This is a genomic window from Brevibacterium sp. JSBI002 (assembly GCF_026013965.1).
Lineage (GTDB): Bacteria > Actinomycetota > Actinomycetes > Actinomycetales > Brevibacteriaceae > Brevibacterium.
Window position 1 is genome coordinate 911,390 of record NZ_CP110341.1, and the last position, 20,720, is coordinate 932,109.

Sequence of the window (20,720 nt, forward strand, 5' to 3'; positions counted from 1 at the left end):
CGGTCGAGCGCGCCGGGGGAGTGGCAGGCGACGCTCAGTCGTCGCCGAGGAGCTCGGCGACGAGTGCTGCGGTGAGTTCGATACGGCGGGGAATCCAGATCTGCAGAGCGTGTTCGGTCCGGGCGTGGGAACCTCCGCCGACGGTGCCGAGTCCGTCGAGGGTCGGCGTCCCGACTCCAGCGGTGAAGTTGCCGTCCGACCCGCCGCCGACGGCGACCGACCGCAGCGGGGGATGCCCGAGACGTCCGGCCAGTCGTTGGGCACGGGCGTAGAGACCCATCGCCATGTCCTCTTCGAGCGGGGCGCGATTGATCCCGCCCTTGAGTTCGATCTTCGCGCCGGCCACGGTGGGTGTCAGGCCGCGCAGGGCGTCATCGATGCGGACCTGTTCATCCGCCGAGGCTGCTCTGGAGTCGATTCCGACGACGGCTTTGGCCGGCACGGTGTTCGTGGTCGATCCGCTGGTCATCACGGTCGGGACGACAGAGGTTCCGACCGCAGGTTTATGGAGGCCGGCGATCTCGATGACCTGGTTGGCCACTTCGATGGTGGCGTTGATGCCCTTTTCCGGTTCGACTCCGGCATGCGATGCCAGACCGGTGACTTCAAGCTGGTAGATCGCCACGCCTTTGCGAGCGATCTTGACGGCACCGTCGGCGGCACCGCTTTCGAACACGAGAGCCGCCTTCGCTCCGCGCGCTTCGTCTTCGATGATCTGCCGGGAACCAGGGGAACCGAGTTCTTCATCGGCGGTGATGAGGAGGCTGACACCATCAAGATGGCCGAGTTCGGCGCGGACTTTTGCCAACGCGTAGATGGCGATGAGCAGTCCGCCCTTCATGTCATCGGCGCCGGGTCCGCGAACCACTCCGTCCCTGACCGAATACGGAAAGTCAGCGAGCGTGCCGGTTGGCCAGACGGTGTCGTGGTGGCCGATGAGCACGACCTTGCGCGGGCCGGTGCCGAAGCGCCACAGCACATGCGGGTGGCCGTCGGTCTCGATGATCTGAGGTGCGGCACCGAGCATTCCGGTGCCGATGCGCGAGACGAGTCTGGCGCTGCGGGCCAAGGAAGAGAGGTCGTTGGAGAACGACTCGCATTCGATGAGCGCCTGGAAATCACTCATGAAGTCGTCGGAGTCGAACTCTGCCATGGATGTCTCACCTTCTCGCTTGTCAGCCCACTGTCCTTTCAAGGTTAACGGGTGCCCGGTTGCGGCCCGGCGCCACCCGGTCTGAGGTGGGCCAGGTGCTCGGTTGTCGCGTGCTGGCGAGGGGGTGACGAATCTCTCTGCCGGAACCGCCTAGTAGGCCGATCGTCGTTTTGACCGTTGGCAGAGAAGTTGGCTAAAGTTGGTTCGGTTGCCGCCTTAGCTCAGTCGGCAGAGCGATTCACTCGTAATGAATAGGTCGCGGGTTCGATTCCCGCAGGCGGCTCGGCAACAGCCCCTCCCACCAGCGAATACACTGGATCGGGAGGGGCTTTCTCGTTTCCCAGAACACCGAATAATGCGGTTACGATGCGCTTTGGAACCACTCATCCAGCACCCCAACCACTCCAGCAGGGCCGATATTGAGCCGCTGCACATAGTGTTTCGCCGTCACCCCAACCTCGGAGTGTCCAAGCTGCTGGGACGCATTGTCCAAGCCATCCGCCGTGTAGATCGTCGTGGCAACGGTCTTGCGGATCGTCTTCGGCGTCACCCAATCCAGATCCGCGATCTTCCGTACCTGCCGGAAGTGAGCCCGATAGTTCGACGGATCCCGCCACGTCCCGGTCTCTGACGCGAATACTGCCTCGGACTCCGGCCTGAACTCCCGGTCCTCGAACTGTCGGCGCAATGCTTCGGCGGCGATTGTCGGCGGGTTCAGGATCCGTTTCGAGGTCTCTGACTTCGGTGCCGGCTGGTACTGCATCCCACCACCGTCCGCTCCGAGAGTGACGGTGCCCATGACTGAGATCGTCGGGGGAGTGGCTTCGAAGTGGGACTGCTGACGGTTTAGTTGACTCCGGGGTTTATGCCGCCAGAGCGACGGCCTTGTGGTGAACAAGACTGATCAAGTCTTTAGTGGCCAGCGCTGCTATGGCGACTATGCTCGTCAGCTTCGTTGTCACCCCGGCTGCGGCCTCGAATCAGAGCGAGGTCACCGACGAAAAGCTGACGAGCATGCAAGGAGCCTCACCCTACGTCGAAGCCGACACGGAAGAAGAGGCCATGAAGAAGCTCGACAAAATCGAGCAAGAGAACCCTGGTGGAATATCGGCTCAGGCCGCCAGCGTCCGTTTCGGGCCGTGCGTTCTATATCCAGAAAGCTTCCACACCAGGAAATCGAGCGGTCATAAGCACGGCGGGGTCAAACCAGTCACCGTGTGCACGAAGAAGGTAACTGGGATCAAGATGGCCTCCCAGCTGCGCTACAAGAACGCGTTGATGTGGGTGAAAACCGGTATACAGGTGCCGCAAGCTGCGACCGACAAGGACCTGAAGCCTGGAGAGTTCCGGTACAAGAGGAAAAACTGGGTCGTCAAGTTCCAGCAAACGAACATGGAATACAAGTGCGAGGGAACCAAGAGTCACAAGTGGTCTGCGAGCACGATCGGGCGTCTGCGCCATCAAGGTCGAACACTGTGGGCGCGGGTATACGCATCGCCAATCAGTGCAGAATGCGGACCACACTAACTGACAGGATGCGAGACTTAACCAATGAGTAAGCAGAAGTTGTACCTACTGTTCGCTGAACAGACGTCTCCATTCGATCCAGACGAAAAGATCGATCCGCTGGTCGGCATATTTAGCGATGAGGCCGAATGCGAACGAATCGAAAAGGAGCAAACGGGCTACAAGATCAGCTGGGAGGAACGTGACGTCGAGGACGCAGGTGAACACACGATAGAGCCCGGCGACACCGTTTACGCCTACCACTACATGGCAACTTACAGGCCGACACCAGATGGTGGGGGAGCCATCGAGCTTCTGAGTGACGCCGCAGTTGAAGATGTCTTCTTTCAGGAGGAGAACGCCCGGAAGATGCTTGAAGTCGGCGACCTCCAGGTAATCACGGTCGGCGAACTTCGGCTGAAAGGCGACTTTCAGATCATCGAAAGCTAACACACCCGAATAGTCTCCAACTCGAGGAGTGGCCCACGCAAACGCGGTCGGGCCACTCTTCTTTTGTCACCCGCGTGTCGCCCCTGGCAACTCTCCCGTGTCCGGTCACAAGCTTCGGGCATGATCGTCAGACACCTCAACGCAAGCGACCTCGGCAAGACCGTGACTCTGCCGACCTTCGCAACCCTCGGCCGATGCCGTAGCGGCACACTCCACTCCATCACCCTCGAAACCTCCACCGACACCAGCACCCTCCGCATTGGCGACCACCTGCACTCGGTACCCAACGACGCGACCGTGTACGTCACCACCGAATTGAGCGGACTGTGAGCGACAATATCGACCGCTCCGACTGGGACCCGAAGAAGTGCTGGGCAGCATCGAAGCGTCAATCTGGCAAGCAGTGCGGAAACTACCCGATTCGCGGTGCGAAAACCTGCTTGAGGCATGGCTCCGGCTCCAAGAAGGCGCGAGCGGCCGCCGCACGGAATCTCGAGCAGGAGAAGCTCACCCGCGTCGCACGCAGGCTGGGCACACCCCACACTGACCTTGACCCCGCCCAGGCGCTCCTCGACCTCGTTGCCTCCAAGGCCGGCGAGGTGGAGTGGTTGCGGCACCAAGTGGAGCTCCTTGAAACTGACTGCGACCTGTGGTGGGGCGAAACGAAGGTCGTCGGCAAGGACAACCCGGAGTTCGGGGAACAGTACGAACGCACCGCGGAAGCCCGCCAGCATGTCGTGTATACGCTTTTGCACAAAGCCCAGGACCAGTTGGCCCGGTACGCGGCCGAAACACTCAAGGCAGGCGTCGACGAGAGGCGATACTCGCCACTGACCGTCCCAGTTCAGCTGCCCGTTCCGGGACGGTCAGGTCTGTGCGTCCCACAGCGAAGTGGATATCCTCGCGTGTCCACGACCGCCACAGGTTCGCGGCCCTCGCATCTTCGCGCTGCCCGACCTCGACTTCCCACTGTCGGAGCCACCTGCTTGCGGTAGATGTGTTCACACCAACCGCGGCGGCAATGTCTGCGATGCTCTGTCCAGCCTCACGTCGCAGGGTGATCTCGTCGCGCAGGCGTGCCTTGTCCTCGGCCACCGCGTGACGCTTGGTCGGAGAGATGGGGCTGATGCCGCGCCGGTATCGGTCGTAGCAGCGTTTGCACAGTCCACGTGCTATGGCGTCCCGGTCGCACCACACTGCGGCACAGGTACTCATGCTGGGCTCATCGTTGAGGGCATGGCAATAGGGTAGCGGATGCAATGTAGGCCCCCACCGTGGTTACGGCGGGGGCCTACGTTGTTTCATGGTGGGATCGCCGTGGTTTGACGGGCCCGAGTGGGGGCTACTTTTCGCCTAGCACTCTCTTGACGAAGCTGGTGGCACGTTCGTTCAGTTTGTCGACGCGCATTGACACATGGGCTTCGAAGTCATTGTGACCTTCGACTGCGCGTGGAGGATTCCTGACGATCCCGGAGCACTCGAAATTGCCGTGTATGAGCGTCCCGAGCGAATTGCCGTTTCGTCCCGAAGGCCCGGCCTTCTTCGCTGTGAACATCCGTACGCCGGTGGTCTCGTGCAAGTCCTCGCACCAACTGCACATCGCTTGGGACTTCGCCATGGGCACTGCCCTGAGCATCAGTCCGCGTGGGACGTCGTCTACGGGGACGACAATGTAGGCCCGTTGAGGAATTTTCGCATCAGCCCAACCAAAGTAGTCGAGCTCGGCCCACTCGATCTCAGCGAGATTGGGTGGCAGTGTGATCTTTTCCACTTCGCGGCGAGAGGTGTTGATAAAGGACTTCTTAATCTGGGTGGCATTGAGTTGCTGCATGACTGGCTTTCTCTGATTTCAGTAGTTGCCTGAAGTTGAATAGCCGTGAAGCCGGTGCAGTTTAGCCTTCGCGCATTCTTGCGGGCAGCTCTTTGGGGGTGCTGGCGGGCTTTGTTCGCACCAAGCATGACCGGTGAACGCGAGTCGCTAACTGAGAATGGTTAGCGTGGCAATCAGCTACGGCAACAGGGAATGGGTAGAAGCTAGGTCGACTGTGCTTAGGCACAAGTCACCTATCACCCGACTGGCTGTGAATGCGGAGTTCGGGTGATTCTAGGGCAGCAAAACTAGAAGCAGGCCACGAGGGCCACCATTCCTTTCTTCCTGAGATTCCAGGTGGTTCGGCGATACTTTCCGAGTTTGACTATATCCAAGTCCACGTCACTGGTTCAACATGGTTCTGTTGCGTACTGCTGGCGTCGATGCTTTCGGTGGGAAATCGGTGTTAGCTCAGTTCGCGTGCGCTCGTGTCCGGTTCGGCGTGTGGCTGCGGGCGAAGTACGGCGGATGCACAATAGAACACATGATCGAATATGAGGACTACGGCACAGCCACTTGGCGGTACTGGCAGAAGATCCGCAACGATGCCGGCGCCCGCGGCTCGTTCCAGAATCGTCCGCCCGTACCGGTGCGTGCCCGTGTCGTGTTCGAGCGGGATGGTGAAGTGTGGCTCGACGGCACGGCGACCCGGCTCGGGTTCGACGGTGCGATCTTCGTTGAATCCAAGGACCGGCGGTGTCAGGCGATCGGTGTGTGGCTAAAGCCGGACGGTGTGTGGTGGCCGGGAAAGTGATGCGCTTACGATGCGCTTTGCGGCGAAGTCGGTGCACCCGGTGACGACTTGGGAATCGCGCACAATACGTTCATCGACCCAGGTCACACGGTCGTTCATACGCTTTCATATCAGCCCAGGTTCACGGAGCGTCGTAATGAATAGGTCGCGGGTTCGATTCCCGCAGGCGGCTCGGCAACAGCCCCTCTGATCAGCACAAATGATGATCAGAGGGGCATTTTGCATTCGTCGAGTCTGCGCCGAGGACGCGAGACCCTCAGACGCTCACCGCTTCTTCACGGGCTTGAACGACGTCGAGCACTTCCACGTCGTCTTGCCCTTCTTTGCCGTCACGGTCACCTTGACAGCCTTACCAGGGGTAGCGCCGGAGATGTAGTACTTCAGAGACGCCTTGCCCTTCTTCGACGCGGTGGCCTTCTTCTTCGTCTTCGTCGTCTTGTAGTGGGCAAGGGTCTCGACCTTGGCCTTCGAACCGACCTTCGAGACGTTGACCCAGGTGTTCGAGTACTGGCGGGGCTTCGAATTCGACATCTTCACCGCACACTTCTTCGTCGCAGCTTCGGCGGGTGCCGCGTCGACGGCGATGGGGCCGGCGATCAGGCCGGCCGCAAGGGTCAGCGCCATCAGCTTTGAGCCCATCTTCGTGCGGGCAGGGGCGGTCAAGGACATGATTCTCCAGGGGGTCAGAAATGATTGAGTCGAGCCATCTTAACCACAGCTGCTGTGCCCCGGTGTCGCTGAAATGACTCGGCCGGGGAACTGTTATCAGTTCGAGAGTTCGGAGGAGACTGTCGGCTCAATCCGCCCCTCTCCCATCCGTCGTCGCGCCATGCTGCGAGCGGGACCAGCGTGTGTTGCTCGTCACCCGAAACCGGGGCACAATGGGACGTGCGAATGTTACTGAACGATCGATCAGATCTTGTGGTCGGTCTTCCATCCAGACTGTGAGGAACACATGAGCGAAGCGTTCATCTATGACGCAGTGCGCACCCCACGCGGTAAGAACCGCGGCGGGGCGCTGCACAGCGTTAAGCCCATCGATCTCGTCACCGGCCTCATCGACGCCGTACGCGAGCGCAATCCGGACCTCGACGATTCCCAGATCGACGACATCGTCCTCGGCGTCGTCTCTCCAGTCGGCGAACAGGGCAGCGACATCGCCCGTGTCGCCGCGATCGCCGCCGGCCTCGACGAGTCCGTCGCCGGCGTTCAGGTCAACCGCTTCTGCGCCTCCGGGCTCGAAGCCGTCAACATCGCCGCCCAGAAGGTCGGCTCCGGATTCGAGAACCTCGTCCTCGCCGGTGGCGTCGAATCGATGTCCCGTGTGCCGCTGGGATCCGACGGCGGAGCCTGGGCGCAGGATCCGACGACGAACTATGACACGTACTTCGTGCCCCAGGGAATCGGTGCCGACCTCATCGCCACCACCGAGGGCTTCAGCCGTGCAGACGTGGACGCCTTCGCCGCCGAATCGCAGAAGCGAGCCGCCGCGGCCTGGGAGAACAGCCTCTTCGAGAACTCGATCATCCCGGTCAAGGACATCAACGGCATCACCGTGCTCGACCGTGACGAGCACATGCGTCCCGGCTCGACCGTCGAATCGCTGTCGCAGCTGCCCCCGGCCTTCGCCAAGCTCGCCGCTCAGACCGGATTCGACGAGGTGGCTCTGCAGAAGTACCACTGGATCGAAGCCATCGACCACGTCCACACCGCCGCGAACTCCTCCGGAATCGTCGACGGAGCTTCGCTGGTCGTCCTCGGTGACGAGGAAGTCGGCCAGAAGATGGGGATGAAGCCCCGCGCCCGCATCGTCTCCACCGCGGTCACCGGATCCGAGCCCACCATCATGCTCACCGGTCCGACTCCGGCGACGAAGAAGGCCCTCGACAAGGCCGGAATGACCGTCGATGACATCGATCTGTTCGAGCTCAACGAGGCATTCGCCGCCGTCGTGCTCAAGTGGATGAAGGATCTCAACATCCCCCACGAGAAGGTCAACGTCAACGGCGGAGCCATCGCCATGGGCCACCCGCTGGGAGCCACCGGCGCCATGATTCTGGGCACTGTCCTCGACGAACTCGAGCGCCGCGACCTCAAGCGTGGACTCGTCACCCTGTGCATCGGCGCAGGCATGGGCATCGCGACGATCATCGAAAGGGTCTGACATGACGAACACTCAAACCACAGCTGCCGACTACCAGCGCAACATCGATGCCGATGGCATCGTCACCGTCGTCATCGACGAGCCCGGTGCCAAGGTCAACACCATGAATGACTATTTCGCGGCCGCCCTCGAGGCGACCGTGGAGTGGCTCGAAGCCAATGTCGATGACATCACCGGTGTTGTCCTCACCTCCCCGAAGAAGACCTTCTTCGCCGGCGGAAACCTCAACAAGCTGCGCGAGGCGGACCCGGCCAATGCGGCAGAGGAATTCGAGGCTGTCGAACACCTCAAGAAGGTGCTGCGTCGCCTTGAGACCTTCGGCAAGCCGGTCGTCGCCGCCCTTGGAGGTGCGGCACTGGGCGGCGGACTCGAACTCGCCCTGGCTGCTCATCACCGAATCGCCGCCGATGACAACCCGAGCGCCCGCTTCGGCTTCCCCGAGGTCTCACTCGGCCTGCTGCCCGGCGGCGGCGGAGTCGCCCGGTCGGTGCGCATGCTCGGCATCCAGACCGCACTGCAGAAGGCCATCCTGCCGTCGACGAAGTTCAAGGCTGCCGACGCCCAGGCGCTCGGCCTCATCGACGAACTCGCCCCTGCTGCCGAACTCGAATCCAAGGCCAAGGCCTGGATCAAGGCCAACCCCGAGGCTGTGCAGCCGTGGGACGTCAAGGGCTTCAAGATCCCCGGCGGCTCCCCGTCCTCGCCGAAGATCGGCGCCATGCTTCCCGCGCTGCCGTCCCTGTTGCGCAAGCAGGGCAAGGGCGCACCGATGCCGGCTCCGCGAGCCGTGGTCGCCGCTGCGGTCGAAGGCGCACTGGTCGACATCGACACCGCGCTGACGGTCGAGTCCCGCTACTTCGTCAACGTCACCCATACTCCGGTGGCGAAGAACATGATCAAGGCGTTCTTCTTCGACCTCGGCCACATCAACTCCGGCGGCTCGCGCCCTGACGGCTTCGAACCCCGCCAGGTGAAGAAGCTCGGCGTGATCGGTGCCGGAATGATGGGTGCCGCGATCGCCTACAGCGCTGCGAAGTCGGGCATCGAGGTCGTCCTCAAGGACGTCGAGCTCGCCAATGCGGAGAAGGGCAAGGCCTACGCCGCCAAGCGTGAGGAATCGGCCCTGGCCAAGGGCAGGACCACCGAGGTGATATCGCAGGCCGTCCTCGACCGGATCACACCGAGTGCCTCGGCCGAGGATTTCGCCGGTGTCGACTTCGTCATCGAGGCGGTCTTCGAATCCGTCGATCTCAAGCAGAAGGTGTTCCAGGAGATCCAGGACATCGTCGAGCCTGATGCAGTCCTCGGTTCGAACACCTCGACCCTGCCGATCACCGACCTGGCCAAGGGCGTCACCCGCGACAAGGACTTCATCGGCGTCCACTTCTTCTCGCCGGCCGACAAAATGCCGCTGGTCGAGATCATCTGCGGTGAGAACACCTCCGACGAGGTCCTCGCCCGCACCTTCGACCTCGTGCAGCAGATCCGGAAGACTCCGATCGTCGTCAACGACTCGCGCGGATTCTTCACCTCCCGCGTCATCGGCACCTTCATCGCCGAGGCGGTCGCCGCCGTCGGTGAAGGCGTGGAGCCGGCCAGCGTGGAACAGGCGGCACTGCAGGCCGGATACCCCACCGGTGCCCTGCAGCTGCTCGACGAACTGACGTTGACCCTGTCGCAGAAGATCAACAAGGAGACCCGCGACGCGGTCCAGGCCGCAGGCAGCACCTGGATCGCCCACCCCTCCGAAGCCGTCTTCGACTGGATGGTCGAGCAGGGACGGACCGGACGCAAGGACGGCGCCGGCTTCTACGACTACGACGAGAACGGCAAACGAACCACGCTGTGGCAGGGTGTGCGCGAGAAGTACGAGTCCGGGTCGAACGATCAGCCCTTCGCCGATCTGCAGGAGCGGATGCTCTTCGCCGAGGCGATCGAGACGATCAAATGCCTCGACGAGGGTGTGCTCACCTCGGTGCCGGACGCGAACATCGGTTCGATCTTCGGCATCGGATTCCCCGCCTGGACCGGCGGCGTGCTCCAGTATGTCAACCAGTACGAAGGCGGACTGGCCGGCTTCGTCGCTCGGGCGAATGATCTGGCTGCGAAGTACGGCGAACACTTCACACCGCCGGCCTCGCTGGTCGAACGTGCGAAGACGGGGGAGACCTACGAGTAAGCGCTCACCCCTGGAATAGCCTGATGGCCTTCCGGTGTTGTCCAATCACACTGAGACTTCAGTGTCACTGACATCTACCGGAAGGCCATTGCTATGCGCGCCGCCGTCTATGACGCCTACACCGAGAACTTCGACGACATCACCGTCCGCGAGCTGCCCGATCCGAAGCTGCCGCCCGCCTCGGTGCTCATCGAAGTCAGGGCTGCCGGAGTCAACCCGGTCGACTGGACACTCGTCGGCGGACACCTCGACCCGGTCATGCCCACGCAGTTCCCCGTCACCCCGGGCTGGGACGTCGCCGGTGTCGTCATCGGACTCGGCTTCGACACCCCGGAATTCTCCATCGGCGATGAAGTCGTCGCCTATGCACGCAAGGACGTGCTCGGCGGCGGAACCTTCGCCGAGAAGGTCGCCGTCCCCGTGCGTGCGGTCGCCTCGAAGCCGAAGAGTCTGAGCTGGGAACAGGCGGGCGGACTGCCGTTGGCCGGCGGCACCGCTCTGCGCACCCTCGATTCCCTCGGCGACCTTGAAGGCAGGACCGTACTCATCCACGGCGCCTCCGGGGGAGTGGGCAGCTTCGCCGTGCAGATCGCCCGCGCCGCCGGAGCACGCGTCATCGGCACCGCCTCTGAAGCCAATCATGAATACCTGCGCGGACTCGGCGCTGAACCCGTGACCTACGGCGACGGTCTGGTCGAGCGTGTCCTCGAGGCCGCCGGCGGTAAGGTCGACGGGGTCGCGGACTTCGTCGGGGGAGTCCTCGAGGACACCCTGGCCGTGCTCTCCGAGAGCGGGGCGCACGCCTCGGTGGCCGATCCCAGCGTCGCCGAGCACGGCGGACGCTACGTCTGGGTGCGTCCCGACGGCTCCGAGACCGCACGCCTGGGCCTCCTCGTCGACGAAGGGAAACTCACCGTCACCGTCGCCGGCACCTACGGCCTCGACGATGTTCCCCAGGCCTTCAAGGACAGCGCCACCGGACACGTCCGCGGCAAGCTCGTCATCGTGCCCTGAATATCGGCTATACCGTCCTCGGCGATCGAAATATCCCCGAGGCGGGACTCGGCTGATCCGGTGATCAGCTGAGTCCCAGCGCCGCGGCAGCAGCGGCGCGCAATTCGACCCCGACCACCTCGGCGCTGGAGCGACGAGCCTGGTGCGGGGTCGAATTCATCATCCCGAACGCCGCATGCACGCGCACAGTGGCTGACTCCAGCGTCCACACCGGGTGCGCGGCCTCGACGACCTCCGCCCACCGACTGACATAGGCACGCTGGAGACGCCGCACGGTCCGTCGCGATTCGTCCGGCAGCGCCTCGAGGTCACGGTCCTGGATGCGGATGAGCTCGGGCTCGCTCATGGCGAAGTCGACATGGAAGTCGATGAGACGCCGCAGGGTCTGAGCCGCCTCGGTGGGGGAGATCCCCGACGCGGTGTCCCATGCCGCGGAGACGATCTCCTCCCCTCCGGACTGCAGATAGGCGGAGATGCCGACGAGGAGCTCCTCGAGCACAGCCTCCTTCGACGAGAAATGCCGGTAGACCGCCGGCGCCGAGATCCCCGCACCTTTGCCCAGGTCGTCGAGGCGCACCCCATGGAAGCCGTGCCGAGCATAGAGCGTCTTCGCGACCTCGAGCAGCTGCTCGCGCCTGGCCGCCTTCGCCGCTGCCCGCGCCGTCGGCTTGGCCTCGTCCGAGATCGACATCCGGCCTCCTTCCCTGAGCCTGATGCCCACCGCCTGGGACGACGTCGGTGCGGGCTGGCTCGTGCGTTGTCAGTTCTGCCTGTGAGCAGTATCATAGCAGTCAGTTAAGAATCATTAACTGAAATGAGGATGGAATGAAAGCAGTGGGAACTGCGGTCAGTCCGGCGACGGGACAGGTCAACTCCGAGGCCCACGCCGAACTCATCGCTGAACTCCGGGAGCGCATTGCGGCCACAGCCCGCGGCGGTTCCGAGAAGTCCAGGCAGCGCCATATCGATCGCGGAAAGCTGCTGCCGCGTGAGCGCGTCGAGCATCTCCTCGACCCCGGCACTCCCTTCCTCGAACTCTCTCCGCTGGCCGCCAACGGCATGTACGATGATGCCAGCCCAGGTGCCGGAATCATCACCGGAATCGGGCGGGTCGCCGGCCGCGAATGCGTGATCGTGGCCAATGACGCCACCGTCAAGGGCGGAACCTACTACCCGGTGACCGTGAAGAAGCACCTCCGGGCCCAGGAAGTCGCCAAAGAGAACAGCCTTCCGTGCATCTACCTCGTCGACTCCGGTGGCGCGAACCTGCCGAATCAGGACGACGTCTTCCCCGACCGGGAGCACTTCGGTCGCATCTTCTTCAACCAGGCGACCCTGTCGGCAGCGGGCATCCCGCAGCTGGCCGCCGTCATGGGCTCCTGCACCGCCGGCGGCGCCTACGTCCCCGCGATGGCCGACGAATCGATCATCGTCTCCGAGCAGGGCACGATCTTCCTCGGAGGCCCACCGCTGGTCAAGGCCGCCACCGGTGAGGAAGTCACCGCCGAGGAGCTCGGCGGCGGAGCGCTGCACTCCCGCGTCTCCGGCGTCACCGACCACCTCGCGGCCAACGACCCCCATGCGCTGGAGATCATGCGGGACATCGTCTCGACTCTCGGGCCGAAGAGCACCCCGAACTGGGACGTCATCGAATCCCGCCTGCCGGCACACTCGCCGGAGGAGCTGACCTCCGTCGTACCCGTGGACTCGCGCACACCGTATGACGTCCGCGAGGTCATCGCCCGCCTCGTCGACGGATCCGAGTTCCACGAGTTCAAAGCCGAATACGGCACGAGCCTCGTCACCGGATTCGCTCACCTCGACGGACACCCGGTCGGCATCATCGCCAACAACGGCATCCTCTTCGGCGAATCCGCGCAGAAGGGCGCCCACTTCATCGAACTCTGCGACCAGCGCAGCGTGCCCCTGGTGTTCCTGCAGAACATCTCCGGATTCATGGTCGGCCGCGATTACGAAGCCGGCGGCATCGCCAAACACGGCGCGAAGATGGTCAACGCCGTCGCCACAGCCCGCGTCCCGAAGTTCACCGTCGTCATCGGCGGCTCCTTCGGCGCCGGCAACTACTCGATGTGCGGCCGCGCGTACTCCCCGCGCTTCCTGTGGATGTGGCCCAATGCCCGCATCTCCGTGATGGGCGGAGAGCAGGCCGCCAGTGTGCTCTCGACCGTCAGACGCGACCAGCTCGAGGCCCGCGGCGAGGAGTGGAGCGCTGCCGACGAGGACACCTTCAAACAGCCCATCCGCGACCAGTACGAAGCCCAGGGCAACCCGTACTACTCGACGGCACGGCTATGGGACGACGGCATCATCGAACCCGGTGACACCCGCCAGGTGCTGGCACTGGCCCTCGAACTCGCCCGCTTCGGACCGATGGAACGCCCGCTGAACGCCAGCGGCTACGGCGTCTTCAGAATGTGAGCCCCTCCATGACGAAAATGTTCTCAACAGTCCTCATCGCCAACCGCGGCGAGATCGCCCTGCGCGTCATCCGCACCTGCCGCCGACTCGGCATCCGCACCGTCGCCGTCTACTCCGACGCCGACGCCCATGCGGCCCACGTCAAGGCCGCCGACACCGCGGTCCACCTGGGGCCGGCGGCAGCCTCCGAGTCCTACCTGCGCATCGACAAAGTCATCGCCGCAGCACAGGCCACGGGAGCCGAAGCCATCCACCCCGGCTACGGCTTCCTGTCGGAGAACGCCGAATTCTCCGCCGCCTGCGCCGACGCGGGAATCGTCTTCCTCGGCCCCGGTGCCGAGGCGATCCGGACGATGGGCGACAAGATCACCGCGAAGCAGGCCGTCTCCTCCCGCGGGGTGCCGCTCGTACCCGGGACGAAGGACGCCGCGATGAGCGACGAAGCCCTCATCGCGGCCTCGACGGACATCGGCTTCCCCGTACTCATCAAGCCCTCCGCCGGTGGCGGCGGAAAAGGCATGCACGCGGTCTTCGAGGCCGGCAAGCTCGCCGAGGCGCTGCGGACCGCCCGCCGCGAAGCCGCGAGCTCCTTCGGCGACGACACCCTGTTCCTCGAACGCCTCGTCGCCACCCCGCGCCATATCGAAGTCCAGATCATGGCCGACTCTCACGGCAATGTCATCCACCTCGGCGAACGCGAATGCTCCCTGCAGCGCCGTCACCAGAAGGTCATCGAGGAAGCACCCTCGGCGCTGCTGGACGAAGAGACCCGCGCCCGAATCGGCCAGGCTGCCTGCGAGACCGCGAAATCCGTCGGCTACGTCGTGCCGGCACCGTCGAATTCATCGTCGGGGCAGACCGTCCCGATGAGTTCTTCTTCATGGAGATGAACACTCGACTGCAGGTCGAACACCCCGTCACCGAGGAGGTCACCGGAGTCGACCTCGTCGAACTCCAGCTGCGCGTCGGCGCGGGCGAAGAGCTGCCGCTGACGCAGGATGACATCACGCTGACCGGGCACTCGATCGAAGCGAGAATCTACGCCGAGGACCCCTCGCGCGGATTCCTGCCCACCGGCGGTCGCGCCCTCGACGTCGTCTTCCCGAAAGGAGAGGGCATCCGCGTCGACGCCGGGCTCGAAGCCGGGCAGACCATCGCCTCGGACTACGACCCGATGATCGCCAAGCTCATCGTCCGCGCCGATCACCGCGCCCAGGCCATCGCCCGTCTCGATTCCGCGCTCGCCGCCTCGGCGGTTCCGGGAATCGTGACGAACATCGACTTCCTGCGCACCCTCGTGAGCCTGCCCGAGGTGGTCGCCGGTGATCTCGACACCTCACTCATCGACAACCTCGGCGAGGATCAGCTGGCGCACTGCGCCGATGAGACGCACGCGCAGCTGGCGGCCGCCGCTGTCACGGTCACCGGGGGAGCGGCAGGCACGACCCTGACCGGACCGGTCACGGACGCGGAGCTGACCGCGAATCGGTCGGCCGCCTCGGCGTGGGCAGGACCCAGCGCCTGGCGCACCTCACGTCCGGACTTCCGCGCCACGGTCACCCTGGCCACGGGCGGAGAGACGGTCGACGTCGAGGCTCGAGCGGGAGCCGTCGAGGTCGACGCCGACGGACTGTGGCATGTCACCCTCGACGGGATTCAGCACACGGCGCGGATCTTCTCCGATGCCCGTGACCGCAGCATCTGGGTGAGCACCGACACCGGAATTCACGTCTTCACCAGACCCCTGGCCGATTCGTCGCTGACGCCTGGGCTGGAAGGCGCCGAGGTGCTCGCCCCGATGCCCGGCTCCGTCGTCGACATCAAGGTCGAGACCGGGGACGCGGTGGAACAGGGAGATCCGATCGTCATCGTCGAAGCGATGAAGATGGAGCACGTGCTCACCGCACCCGCAGCCGGAATCGTCACCGTCACCGCCGTCGAAGGTGCCCAGGTCGCCCTCGACGAAGTGCTTGCCACCGTCGTCGAGGGAGCCGCAGCCGAGGCCGTCGCAGAAGCCGCCGAATAGTCACCAGCCACTCACACCACAACCACGCCACAAGCGGGGAGGAAACAATGGAAACCTTTGTACCGGGAATGCTGCCTGAAGAATACGAAGACCTGCGCCAAGGTGTCGCGAAGTTCGCCGACGAAGAGGTCGCACCCGTCTCAGCCGAACTCGACGCCAAGCACGAGTTCCCCTACGACCTCGTTGCGAAGATGGGCGAGATGGGGCTGTTCGGTCTGCCTTTCGACGAAGAGTACGGCGGAATGGGCGGCGACTACTTCGCTCTGTGCCTGGCCATCGAAGAACTCGGCCGGGTCAACCAGTCCCTGGCCATCACGCTCGAAGCCGGGGTCTCGCTCGGGGCGATGCCGATCTACCGCTTCGGCACCGAAGAGCAGAAGAAGGAATGGCTGCCGAAGCTTACCGACGCCTCGGGCCTGGCCGCCTTCGGCCTGACCGAACCCGAGGCCGGATCCGATGCCGGCGGCACCCGGACCAAGGCCACTTTGGACAACGGGACCTGGACGATCAACGGCAGCAAGTGCTTCATCACGAACTCCGGAACCGACATCACCCGCCTGGTCACCGCTACCGCCGTGACCGGAACCCGAACGTCGAAGTCGGGCCGCGAAGTGCCTGAGATCTCGACGATCATGATTCCGACCGGCACCCCCGGCTTCACCGCCGAACCGGCCTATGACAAGGTCGGCTGGAACTCCTCGGATACGCACCCGCTCACCTTCGACAACGTGCAGGTGCCCGAAGCGAACCTCCTCGGTGAACGCGGACGCGGCTACGCGAACTTCCTGCGCATCCTCGACGAGGGCCGCATCGCCGTGGGCGCCCTGTCCGTCGGCGCCGCCCAGGGCTGTGTCGACGAATCCGTGAAGTACGCGAAGGAGCGCCAGGCCTTCGGCAAGCCGATTGCCGACTTCCAGGGCATCTCCTTCAAGATCGCCCGTATGGAAGCCCGCGTCGTCGCCGCCCGGTCGGCGTACTACCTGGCGGCTTCGCGGATGCTCGCCGGACTGCCGTTCAAGAAGGAAGCCGCCATTGCGAAGATGATCGCCGGCGAAGCAGCCATGGACAATGCTCGCGACGCCACCCAGATCCACGGCGGCTACGGCTTCATGAACGAATACCTCGTCGCCCGCCACTACCGCGACTCGAAGATCCTCGAAGTCGGCGAAGGCACCACCGAGGTCCAGCTCATGCTCATCGCCCGCGAACTCGGACTCTGAGTTCCTGCTCCTGATCTGAGAGCAGGTGCCGACCTTCCGTCGGTCACCCATGCCGAATCGCCCGCCGAGGCGGCGCCGCACATCCGTACGGACGTGCGGGGCCGCCTCGGCGGGCGATATTCTGGTCCGATAACACCGTGAGGTGAGACGGCGACCGAAGGGGAAGTGGGAGCACATGGATCTCAGCATGGTGGCATCGGTGGCGACGACGACGTGGATCGTCATCGAATACATCGTGAAGATCATTGCGGTCGGTGTGGTGCCGGAGAACCGTCGCCCGTCATCGTCATCGGCATGGCTGCTGCTCATCCTGTTCGTGCCGATCGTCGGGATTCCCGCATTCCTGCTGCTCGGCAGCCCCTATATCGATCAGCGCCGCGCCCGGATCCAGGCCGAAGCGAACGAACTCATGCACGAAGGCGCCGACGACCTGCCCGATGTGCCGCCGTCGCTGGTCGCCGAACCCGAATTCGTCTCCGTCGCCCAACTGGGGCGGGCACTGACCGCACTGCCGATGGTCACCGGCGACAGTCATGGGGTTATCTCGGACTACGAGGACTCGATCGAACGGATGGCCGAACTCGTCGACGGGGCACACGAATACGTCCACGTCGAGATCTACATCATGGCGTGGGATTCGACGACCGACGTCTTCTTCCAGGCTCTCGAGCGAGCATCTGCGCGCGGGGTCGAAGTCCGTGTCCTGTTCGACCACATCGGATCCCGGAAGTATCCGGGATTCCACCGGTTCGGCAGACGACTGAACGCCGCCGGCATCGAGTGGCACCTGATGCTGCCGTTCATTCCCTGGCGCGGCAAGGCTCGCCGCATCGATCTGCGCAACCACCGCAAGCTGCTCGTCATCGACGGCAAGCGGGCGATGATGGGTTCGCAGAACATGATCGATTCGAGCTACCTCAACAGGAAGAACTCACAGATCGGCCGGAACTGGCACGACATCATGGTCGAGCTCTCCGGGCCCATCGTCGCTGGAATCGAAGCGGTGTTCTCCACCGACTGGTATTCCGAATCGGGACAGGCATTGGGCATCCGCCCGTACGAGCGCGACGGAAACGAGCCCGAAGTCGGCGGGGCGACGAGCGCGATGCAGCTGGTTCCTTCGGGCCCCGGGTTCACGACCGCTCCGAACCTCAAGGTCTTCACCTCGATGATGTACCTGGCGCAGAAGCGTCTGGCCATCGTCAGCCCCTACTTCGTGCCCGACGAATCGCTGCTGGCCGCCGTGGAGACCGCGGCCAGGCGTGGGGTCGACGTCGAACTCTACGTCAGCGAGCAGGCGGACCAGTACATGGTCGACCGGGCACAGTCGTCCTACTACCGGTCGCTGCTCGAAGCTGGGGTGCGGATCTTCCTGTACCCGAAACCCGCCGTGCTGCACACGAAGTGCTTCATCGTCGACGACCTCTATGCTGTGATGGGCTCATCCAACATGGACATGCGCTCGTTCGGCCTCAACTACGAGATCAGCCTGCTGACCACCGGCGGCGACCTGGTCGACGACATCGTCGACGTCGTCGCCGACTACCAGGACGTCAGCCACGAACTCACCCTGGAGGAATGGGAGAAGCGGCCATGGCCCCGCCGGTACATGGAGTCGGTCATGCGCCTGACCTCTTCGCTGCAGTAGCCGGGCTGGGAAAAGGTTGCTTCGCCGAGAAACGGGCTGAGGCACGGCTGCTTCGCCGAGAAACGGGCTGAGTGTCGAGAAACGCACGTGCGCGCCCGTGTCTCGACACTCAGCCCGTTTTTCGCTGATCAGTCGTCTCGATGGCCCGCTTGATCGCAGCGAAGATGCGAGGTCTGAAGAGGTCGCCGAAGCTCAGGTTGAAGACCTTGAAGCCGGCGTTGAGAAGATCCATATTGCGCTGATGACTCAATTTGGCCGCCTCATCAGGGCCGTGAGGGTTGAGATAGAACTTGCCGAGACCGTGGACTTCCACTGCGACAGCAGCGGACTTGTGCCGAAAGTCATTGCGTCCGATGAACTTGCCCGACTCTGTGAACGTGTCGACCTGCGGGACCATTCCGGTTACTCCGAAGCGATGGAACTTCACTGCGCAGACCGCCTCGGCTGGAGATTCATATTCGGCGCTCGAGAGATCAACGGCCAAGAGGGCTCTTCGGCGTCCGCGTTGCCCTTTCGCCAACAGATCGGTGATGTCTGCCCGGTCCACCTCTCCCGAACGGAGTGCTTGAGAGATGAGCGGTACAGAAACTTCGAGCGAACGGTCAAGAGCAACGTCAGCCAGAGTCCTGGGCAGAGTGGTGACCGGATAGGCGAACTCGGATGAGACCTGTTCCGGTGGAAGTCTGCGCGAGTAGATGAACACGCCGTCGTAGTTGCGGGTACGGGAGTTCCTGGAAATCTCGACTTTCGACGATTCGAGTACAGCGGGGTCAAGACAGTGGATGAGCGCGGCCGAAACATGAGAGAACACATCTCCCGGCAGAAGCTCACCGAGGCGGCATGCGATCTGGACCCTCAGCTCCTCTGCTTCGTCCCGCAGATCTCCGAAGGCTTTTGGAAACGAAGTGTCGTGATCCGTGGAAAGACCGCGGATGGGTCCGTGATGGCTATCATCACACGACTTGCGGATCACGTAGTGACCCTTCCTGACTAGGCGCAGGCAGCATCGTTTGGCTTCGGCCAACTGTCTGCGGGACATGCCGAGTCCACGGAGCTGTTGCGCTGTCAGCACTTGGAACATCTATCAAGGATGATCTTAAAATATGCCAAATGCAAGCAAATACTATTAAACGTGGTTAATTTGTGTGGTCGAATGGTGCAGCTTCGGCGACGGCGAAGGGATTGATGCAGCACGGGCCTGTGCTGGGTTGCAAGGTCGCCGGCTCCATCGAAAAACGGGCTGAGTGTCGAAACACGGGTGTACGCACCCGTGTTTCGACACTCAGCCCGTTTCTCGGCGGCCCGGGGTGCATGCCCCCTGTCTCTCGGCGAAGGAGGCGTGCCTCAGGCGGAGCCTGTGGGGTCGGGGCCGAGGTCGCCGCGGCTCTCCAGCGGCACGTCCAGCAGATTGTGGACGCCGTCGACGATCTCGTTGGGTCGGAACGGAAAGCGGCGGACATCCTCGGCGGTGGAGATTCCCGACAGCACGAGGACCGTGTGCATGCCCGCTTCCATGCCCGCGATGATGTCGGTGTCCATGCGGTCGCCGATCATTGCGGTGCTCATCGAATGGGCGCCGATCCTATTCAGGGCCGAGCGGAACATCATCGGGTTGGGTTTGCCCACGACGTAGGGTTCGCGGTTCGTCGCCTTCGTGATGAGAGCGGCGATGGCGCCGGTGGCAGGCAGGACGCCCTCGGGGGAGGGACCGGTGGCGTCGGGGTTCGTGACGATGAAGCGGGAGCCGGCGTCGATGAGGCGGATCGCCTTCGTGATCGCCTCGAACGAATATGAATGGGTCTCGCCGACGACGACGAAGTCCGGGTCGTGCTCGGTCATGACGAACCCGGCCTCGTGGATCGCCGTGGTCAGCCCCGCCTCGCCGACGACATAGGCCGTGCCGTGCTCGACCTGATTGGACAGGAAATCCGCGGTGGCCATCGCAGAGGTCCAGATGTTCGACTCGGGGACGTCGAGCCCGTTCGAGCGCAGCCGGGCGGAGAGATCACGAGCGGTGTAGATGGAGTTGTTCGTCAGCACCAGGTAGGGGATATCGGCCTGACGCCACTGGGCGAGCAGCTCTGCGGCTCCCGGCAGAGGATTGTTCTCCTTGACCAGGACACCGTCCATATCGGTCAGCCAGCAGTCGATCGAATCGCGATCCATGTCTCTCCTCGAGCTCGGGGTGGGCCGAAGCGGCTGCTTCCAGCCTAGTCGGGTTGGGCGCAAGTGTGCTGAGAAGTCCGATCCGGGGTGCCGTACCCCCTTTGCGGATCGTCCCAGAGCCCTCTTGACGG

General features: G+C 63.6%; 18 protein-coding genes, 1 tRNA gene and 2 pseudogenes. 13 read left to right on the forward strand and 8 right to left on the reverse strand.

Features of this window, described 5'->3' with window-relative positions:
- Positions 1–34: 34 nt before the first annotated feature.
- Positions 35–1,153, reverse strand: a complete 1,119-nt coding sequence (locus LJ362_RS03970; protein ID WP_264800868.1) for a M20/M25/M40 family metallo-hydrolase — start codon at positions 1,151–1,153, stop codon at positions 35–37.
- A gap of 210 nt (positions 1,154–1,363) precedes the next feature.
- Here LJ362_RS03970 and LJ362_RS03975 point away from each other — a divergent pair.
- A tRNA-Thr gene (locus LJ362_RS03975) sits at positions 1,364–1,436 on the forward strand.
- A 78-nt stretch (positions 1,437–1,514) separates the two neighbouring features.
- Here LJ362_RS03975 and LJ362_RS03980 read toward each other — a convergent pair.
- Positions 1,515–1,916, reverse strand: a complete 402-nt coding sequence (locus LJ362_RS03980; RefSeq protein ID WP_264800869.1) for a tyrosine-type recombinase/integrase — start codon at positions 1,914–1,916, stop codon at positions 1,515–1,517.
- A 176-nt stretch (positions 1,917–2,092) separates the two neighbouring features.
- On the opposite strand from LJ362_RS03980, the gene LJ362_RS03985 reads away from it, so the two are divergent.
- From LJ362_RS03985 to LJ362_RS04000, 4 genes are all read left to right on the forward strand, one after another.
- Positions 2,093–2,680 carry a hypothetical protein gene (locus tag LJ362_RS03985; RefSeq protein ID WP_264800870.1) on the forward strand — a complete coding sequence of 196 codons (588 nt, stop codon included), beginning with the start codon at positions 2,093–2,095 and terminating at the stop codon, positions 2,678–2,680.
- A gap of 24 nt (positions 2,681–2,704) precedes the next feature.
- Positions 2,705–3,109, forward strand: a complete 405-nt coding sequence (locus tag LJ362_RS03990) for a hypothetical protein (protein ID WP_264800871.1) — start codon at positions 2,705–2,707, stop codon at positions 3,107–3,109.
- A 120-nt stretch (positions 3,110–3,229) separates the two neighbouring features.
- Positions 3,230–3,439, forward strand: a complete 210-nt coding sequence (locus LJ362_RS03995; protein ID WP_264800873.1) for a hypothetical protein — start codon at positions 3,230–3,232, stop codon at positions 3,437–3,439.
- Complete coding sequence (locus LJ362_RS04000) at positions 3,436–4,104, forward strand: hypothetical protein (RefSeq protein ID WP_264800875.1); 669 nt, start codon at positions 3,436–3,438, stop codon at positions 4,102–4,104. The genes LJ362_RS03995 and LJ362_RS04000 overlap by 4 nt, the downstream gene beginning before the upstream one ends.
- 10 nt (positions 4,105–4,114) lie before the next feature.
- Here the strand turns inward: LJ362_RS04000 and LJ362_RS17065 are convergent.
- Together LJ362_RS17065 and LJ362_RS04005 are read right to left on the reverse strand one after the other, a co-directional pair.
- A pseudogene (locus LJ362_RS17065) lies at positions 4,115–4,324 on the reverse strand (hypothetical protein); the annotation flags it as partial.
- Positions 4,325–4,451: 127 nt separating this feature from the next.
- Positions 4,452–4,940, reverse strand: coding sequence for an FBP domain-containing protein (locus tag LJ362_RS04005; protein ID WP_264800877.1), 489 nt, complete (start codon positions 4,938–4,940; stop codon positions 4,452–4,454).
- A 394-nt stretch (positions 4,941–5,334) separates the two neighbouring features.
- Between LJ362_RS04005 and LJ362_RS04010 the strand changes: the two genes are divergently transcribed.
- Positions 5,335–5,733 (forward strand): hypothetical protein, encoded by a 399-nt coding sequence (locus LJ362_RS04010; protein ID WP_264800878.1) that lies wholly within the window; start codon positions 5,335–5,337, stop codon positions 5,731–5,733.
- A 264-nt stretch (positions 5,734–5,997) separates the two neighbouring features.
- On the opposite strand, the gene LJ362_RS04015 is transcribed toward LJ362_RS04010, so the two are convergent.
- Entirely contained in the window at positions 5,998–6,402 is a 405-nt protein-coding gene (locus LJ362_RS04015; protein ID WP_264800880.1) for a hypothetical protein, read from the reverse strand.
- Between the two features lie 286 nt (positions 6,403–6,688).
- Here LJ362_RS04015 and LJ362_RS04020 point away from each other — a divergent pair, with 286 nt between their 5' ends.
- The 3 genes from LJ362_RS04020 (at position 6,689) to LJ362_RS04030 (ending at position 11,090) form a co-directional block, all read left to right on the forward strand.
- The gene (locus LJ362_RS04020; protein ID WP_264800881.1) at positions 6,689–7,897 is read left to right on the forward strand and encodes an acetyl-CoA C-acetyltransferase; all 1,209 of its coding nucleotides are present in this window, start codon (positions 6,689–6,691) and stop codon (positions 7,895–7,897) included.
- Between the two features lies 1 nt (position 7,898).
- Complete coding sequence (locus LJ362_RS04025; protein ID WP_264800883.1) at positions 7,899–10,076, forward strand: 3-hydroxyacyl-CoA dehydrogenase NAD-binding domain-containing protein; 2,178 nt, start codon at positions 7,899–7,901, stop codon at positions 10,074–10,076.
- 93 nt (positions 10,077–10,169) lie between these two features.
- Positions 10,170–11,090, forward strand: coding sequence for an NADP-dependent oxidoreductase (locus tag LJ362_RS04030; RefSeq protein WP_264800885.1), 921 nt, complete (start codon positions 10,170–10,172; stop codon positions 11,088–11,090).
- Positions 11,091–11,154: 64 nt separating this feature from the next.
- Here LJ362_RS04030 and LJ362_RS04035 read toward each other — a convergent pair whose 3' ends face one another.
- Positions 11,155–11,781 carry a TetR/AcrR family transcriptional regulator gene (locus LJ362_RS04035; protein WP_264800886.1) on the reverse strand — a complete coding sequence of 209 codons (627 nt, stop codon included), beginning with the start codon at positions 11,779–11,781 and terminating at the stop codon, positions 11,155–11,157.
- Positions 11,782–11,915: 134 nt separating this feature from the next.
- Between LJ362_RS04035 and LJ362_RS04040 the strand changes: the two genes are divergently transcribed.
- The 4 genes and pseudogenes from LJ362_RS04040 (at position 11,916) to cls (ending at position 18,423) form a co-directional block, all read left to right on the forward strand.
- Positions 11,916–13,529, forward strand: coding sequence for a carboxyl transferase domain-containing protein (locus tag LJ362_RS04040; RefSeq protein WP_264800887.1), 1,614 nt, complete (start codon positions 11,916–11,918; stop codon positions 13,527–13,529).
- A gap of 17 nt (positions 13,530–13,546) precedes the next feature.
- Positions 13,547–15,555: pseudogene (locus tag LJ362_RS04045) on the forward strand (acetyl-CoA carboxylase biotin carboxylase subunit).
- Positions 15,556–15,602: 47 nt separating this feature from the next.
- Positions 15,603–16,775, forward strand: coding sequence for an acyl-CoA dehydrogenase family protein (locus LJ362_RS04050; protein ID WP_264800888.1), 1,173 nt, complete (start codon positions 15,603–15,605; stop codon positions 16,773–16,775).
- A gap of 175 nt (positions 16,776–16,950) precedes the next feature.
- Positions 16,951–18,423: a cardiolipin synthase gene (gene cls / locus LJ362_RS04055; RefSeq protein WP_264800889.1), complete on the forward strand. Its 1,473-nt coding sequence runs from the start codon at positions 16,951–16,953 to the stop codon at positions 18,421–18,423.
- 109 nt (positions 18,424–18,532) lie between these two features.
- Here the strand turns inward: cls and LJ362_RS04060 are convergent, their stop codons facing one another.
- Both LJ362_RS04060 and LJ362_RS04065 read right to left on the reverse strand, forming a co-directional pair.
- Positions 18,533–19,234 (reverse strand): hypothetical protein, encoded by a 702-nt coding sequence (locus LJ362_RS04060; protein WP_264800890.1) that lies wholly within the window; start codon positions 19,232–19,234, stop codon positions 18,533–18,535.
- A 533-nt stretch (positions 19,235–19,767) separates the two neighbouring features.
- On the reverse strand, positions 19,768–20,589 hold the full coding sequence (locus LJ362_RS04065; RefSeq protein WP_139468677.1) for an HAD-IIA family hydrolase: 822 nt from the start codon (positions 20,587–20,589) through the stop codon (positions 19,768–19,770).
- Between the last annotated feature and the right edge of the window lie 131 nt (positions 20,590–20,720).

Bases quoted from the DNA above. Each gene is read 5' to 3' on its own strand.
- LJ362_RS03970 (WP_264800868.1), bottom strand. From the start codon at position 1,153: ATGGCAGAGTTCGACTCCGACGACTTCATGAGTGATTTCCAGGCGCTC.
- LJ362_RS03980 (WP_264800869.1), bottom strand. From the start codon at position 1,916: ATGCAGTACCAGCCGGCACCGAAGTCAGAGACCTCGAAACGGATCCTG.
- LJ362_RS03985 (WP_264800870.1), top strand. From the start codon at position 2,093: ATGCTCGTCAGCTTCGTTGTCACCCCGGCTGCGGCCTCGAATCAGAGC.
- LJ362_RS03990 (WP_264800871.1), top strand. From the start codon at position 2,705: ATGAGTAAGCAGAAGTTGTACCTACTGTTCGCTGAACAGACGTCTCCA.
- LJ362_RS03995 (WP_264800873.1), top strand. From the start codon at position 3,230: ATGATCGTCAGACACCTCAACGCAAGCGACCTCGGCAAGACCGTGACT.
- LJ362_RS04005 (WP_264800877.1), bottom strand. From the start codon at position 4,940: ATGCAGCAACTCAATGCCACCCAGATTAAGAAGTCCTTTATCAACACC.
- LJ362_RS04010 (WP_264800878.1), top strand. From the start codon at position 5,335: ATGGTTCTGTTGCGTACTGCTGGCGTCGATGCTTTCGGTGGGAAATCG.
- LJ362_RS04015 (WP_264800880.1), bottom strand. From the start codon at position 6,402: ATGTCCTTGACCGCCCCTGCCCGCACGAAGATGGGCTCAAAGCTGATG.
- LJ362_RS04020 (WP_264800881.1), top strand. From the start codon at position 6,689: ATGAGCGAAGCGTTCATCTATGACGCAGTGCGCACCCCACGCGGTAAG.
- LJ362_RS04025 (WP_264800883.1), top strand. From the start codon at position 7,899: ATGACGAACACTCAAACCACAGCTGCCGACTACCAGCGCAACATCGAT.
- LJ362_RS04030 (WP_264800885.1), top strand. From the start codon at position 10,170: ATGCGCGCCGCCGTCTATGACGCCTACACCGAGAACTTCGACGACATC.
- LJ362_RS04035 (WP_264800886.1), bottom strand. From the start codon at position 11,781: ATGTCGATCTCGGACGAGGCCAAGCCGACGGCGCGGGCAGCGGCGAAG.
- LJ362_RS04040 (WP_264800887.1), top strand. From the start codon at position 11,916: ATGAAAGCAGTGGGAACTGCGGTCAGTCCGGCGACGGGACAGGTCAAC.
- LJ362_RS04050 (WP_264800888.1), top strand. From the start codon at position 15,603: ATGGAAACCTTTGTACCGGGAATGCTGCCTGAAGAATACGAAGACCTG.
- cls (WP_264800889.1), top strand. From the start codon at position 16,951: ATGGATCTCAGCATGGTGGCATCGGTGGCGACGACGACGTGGATCGTC.
- LJ362_RS04065 (WP_139468677.1), bottom strand. From the start codon at position 20,589: ATGGATCGCGATTCGATCGACTGCTGGCTGACCGATATGGACGGTGTC.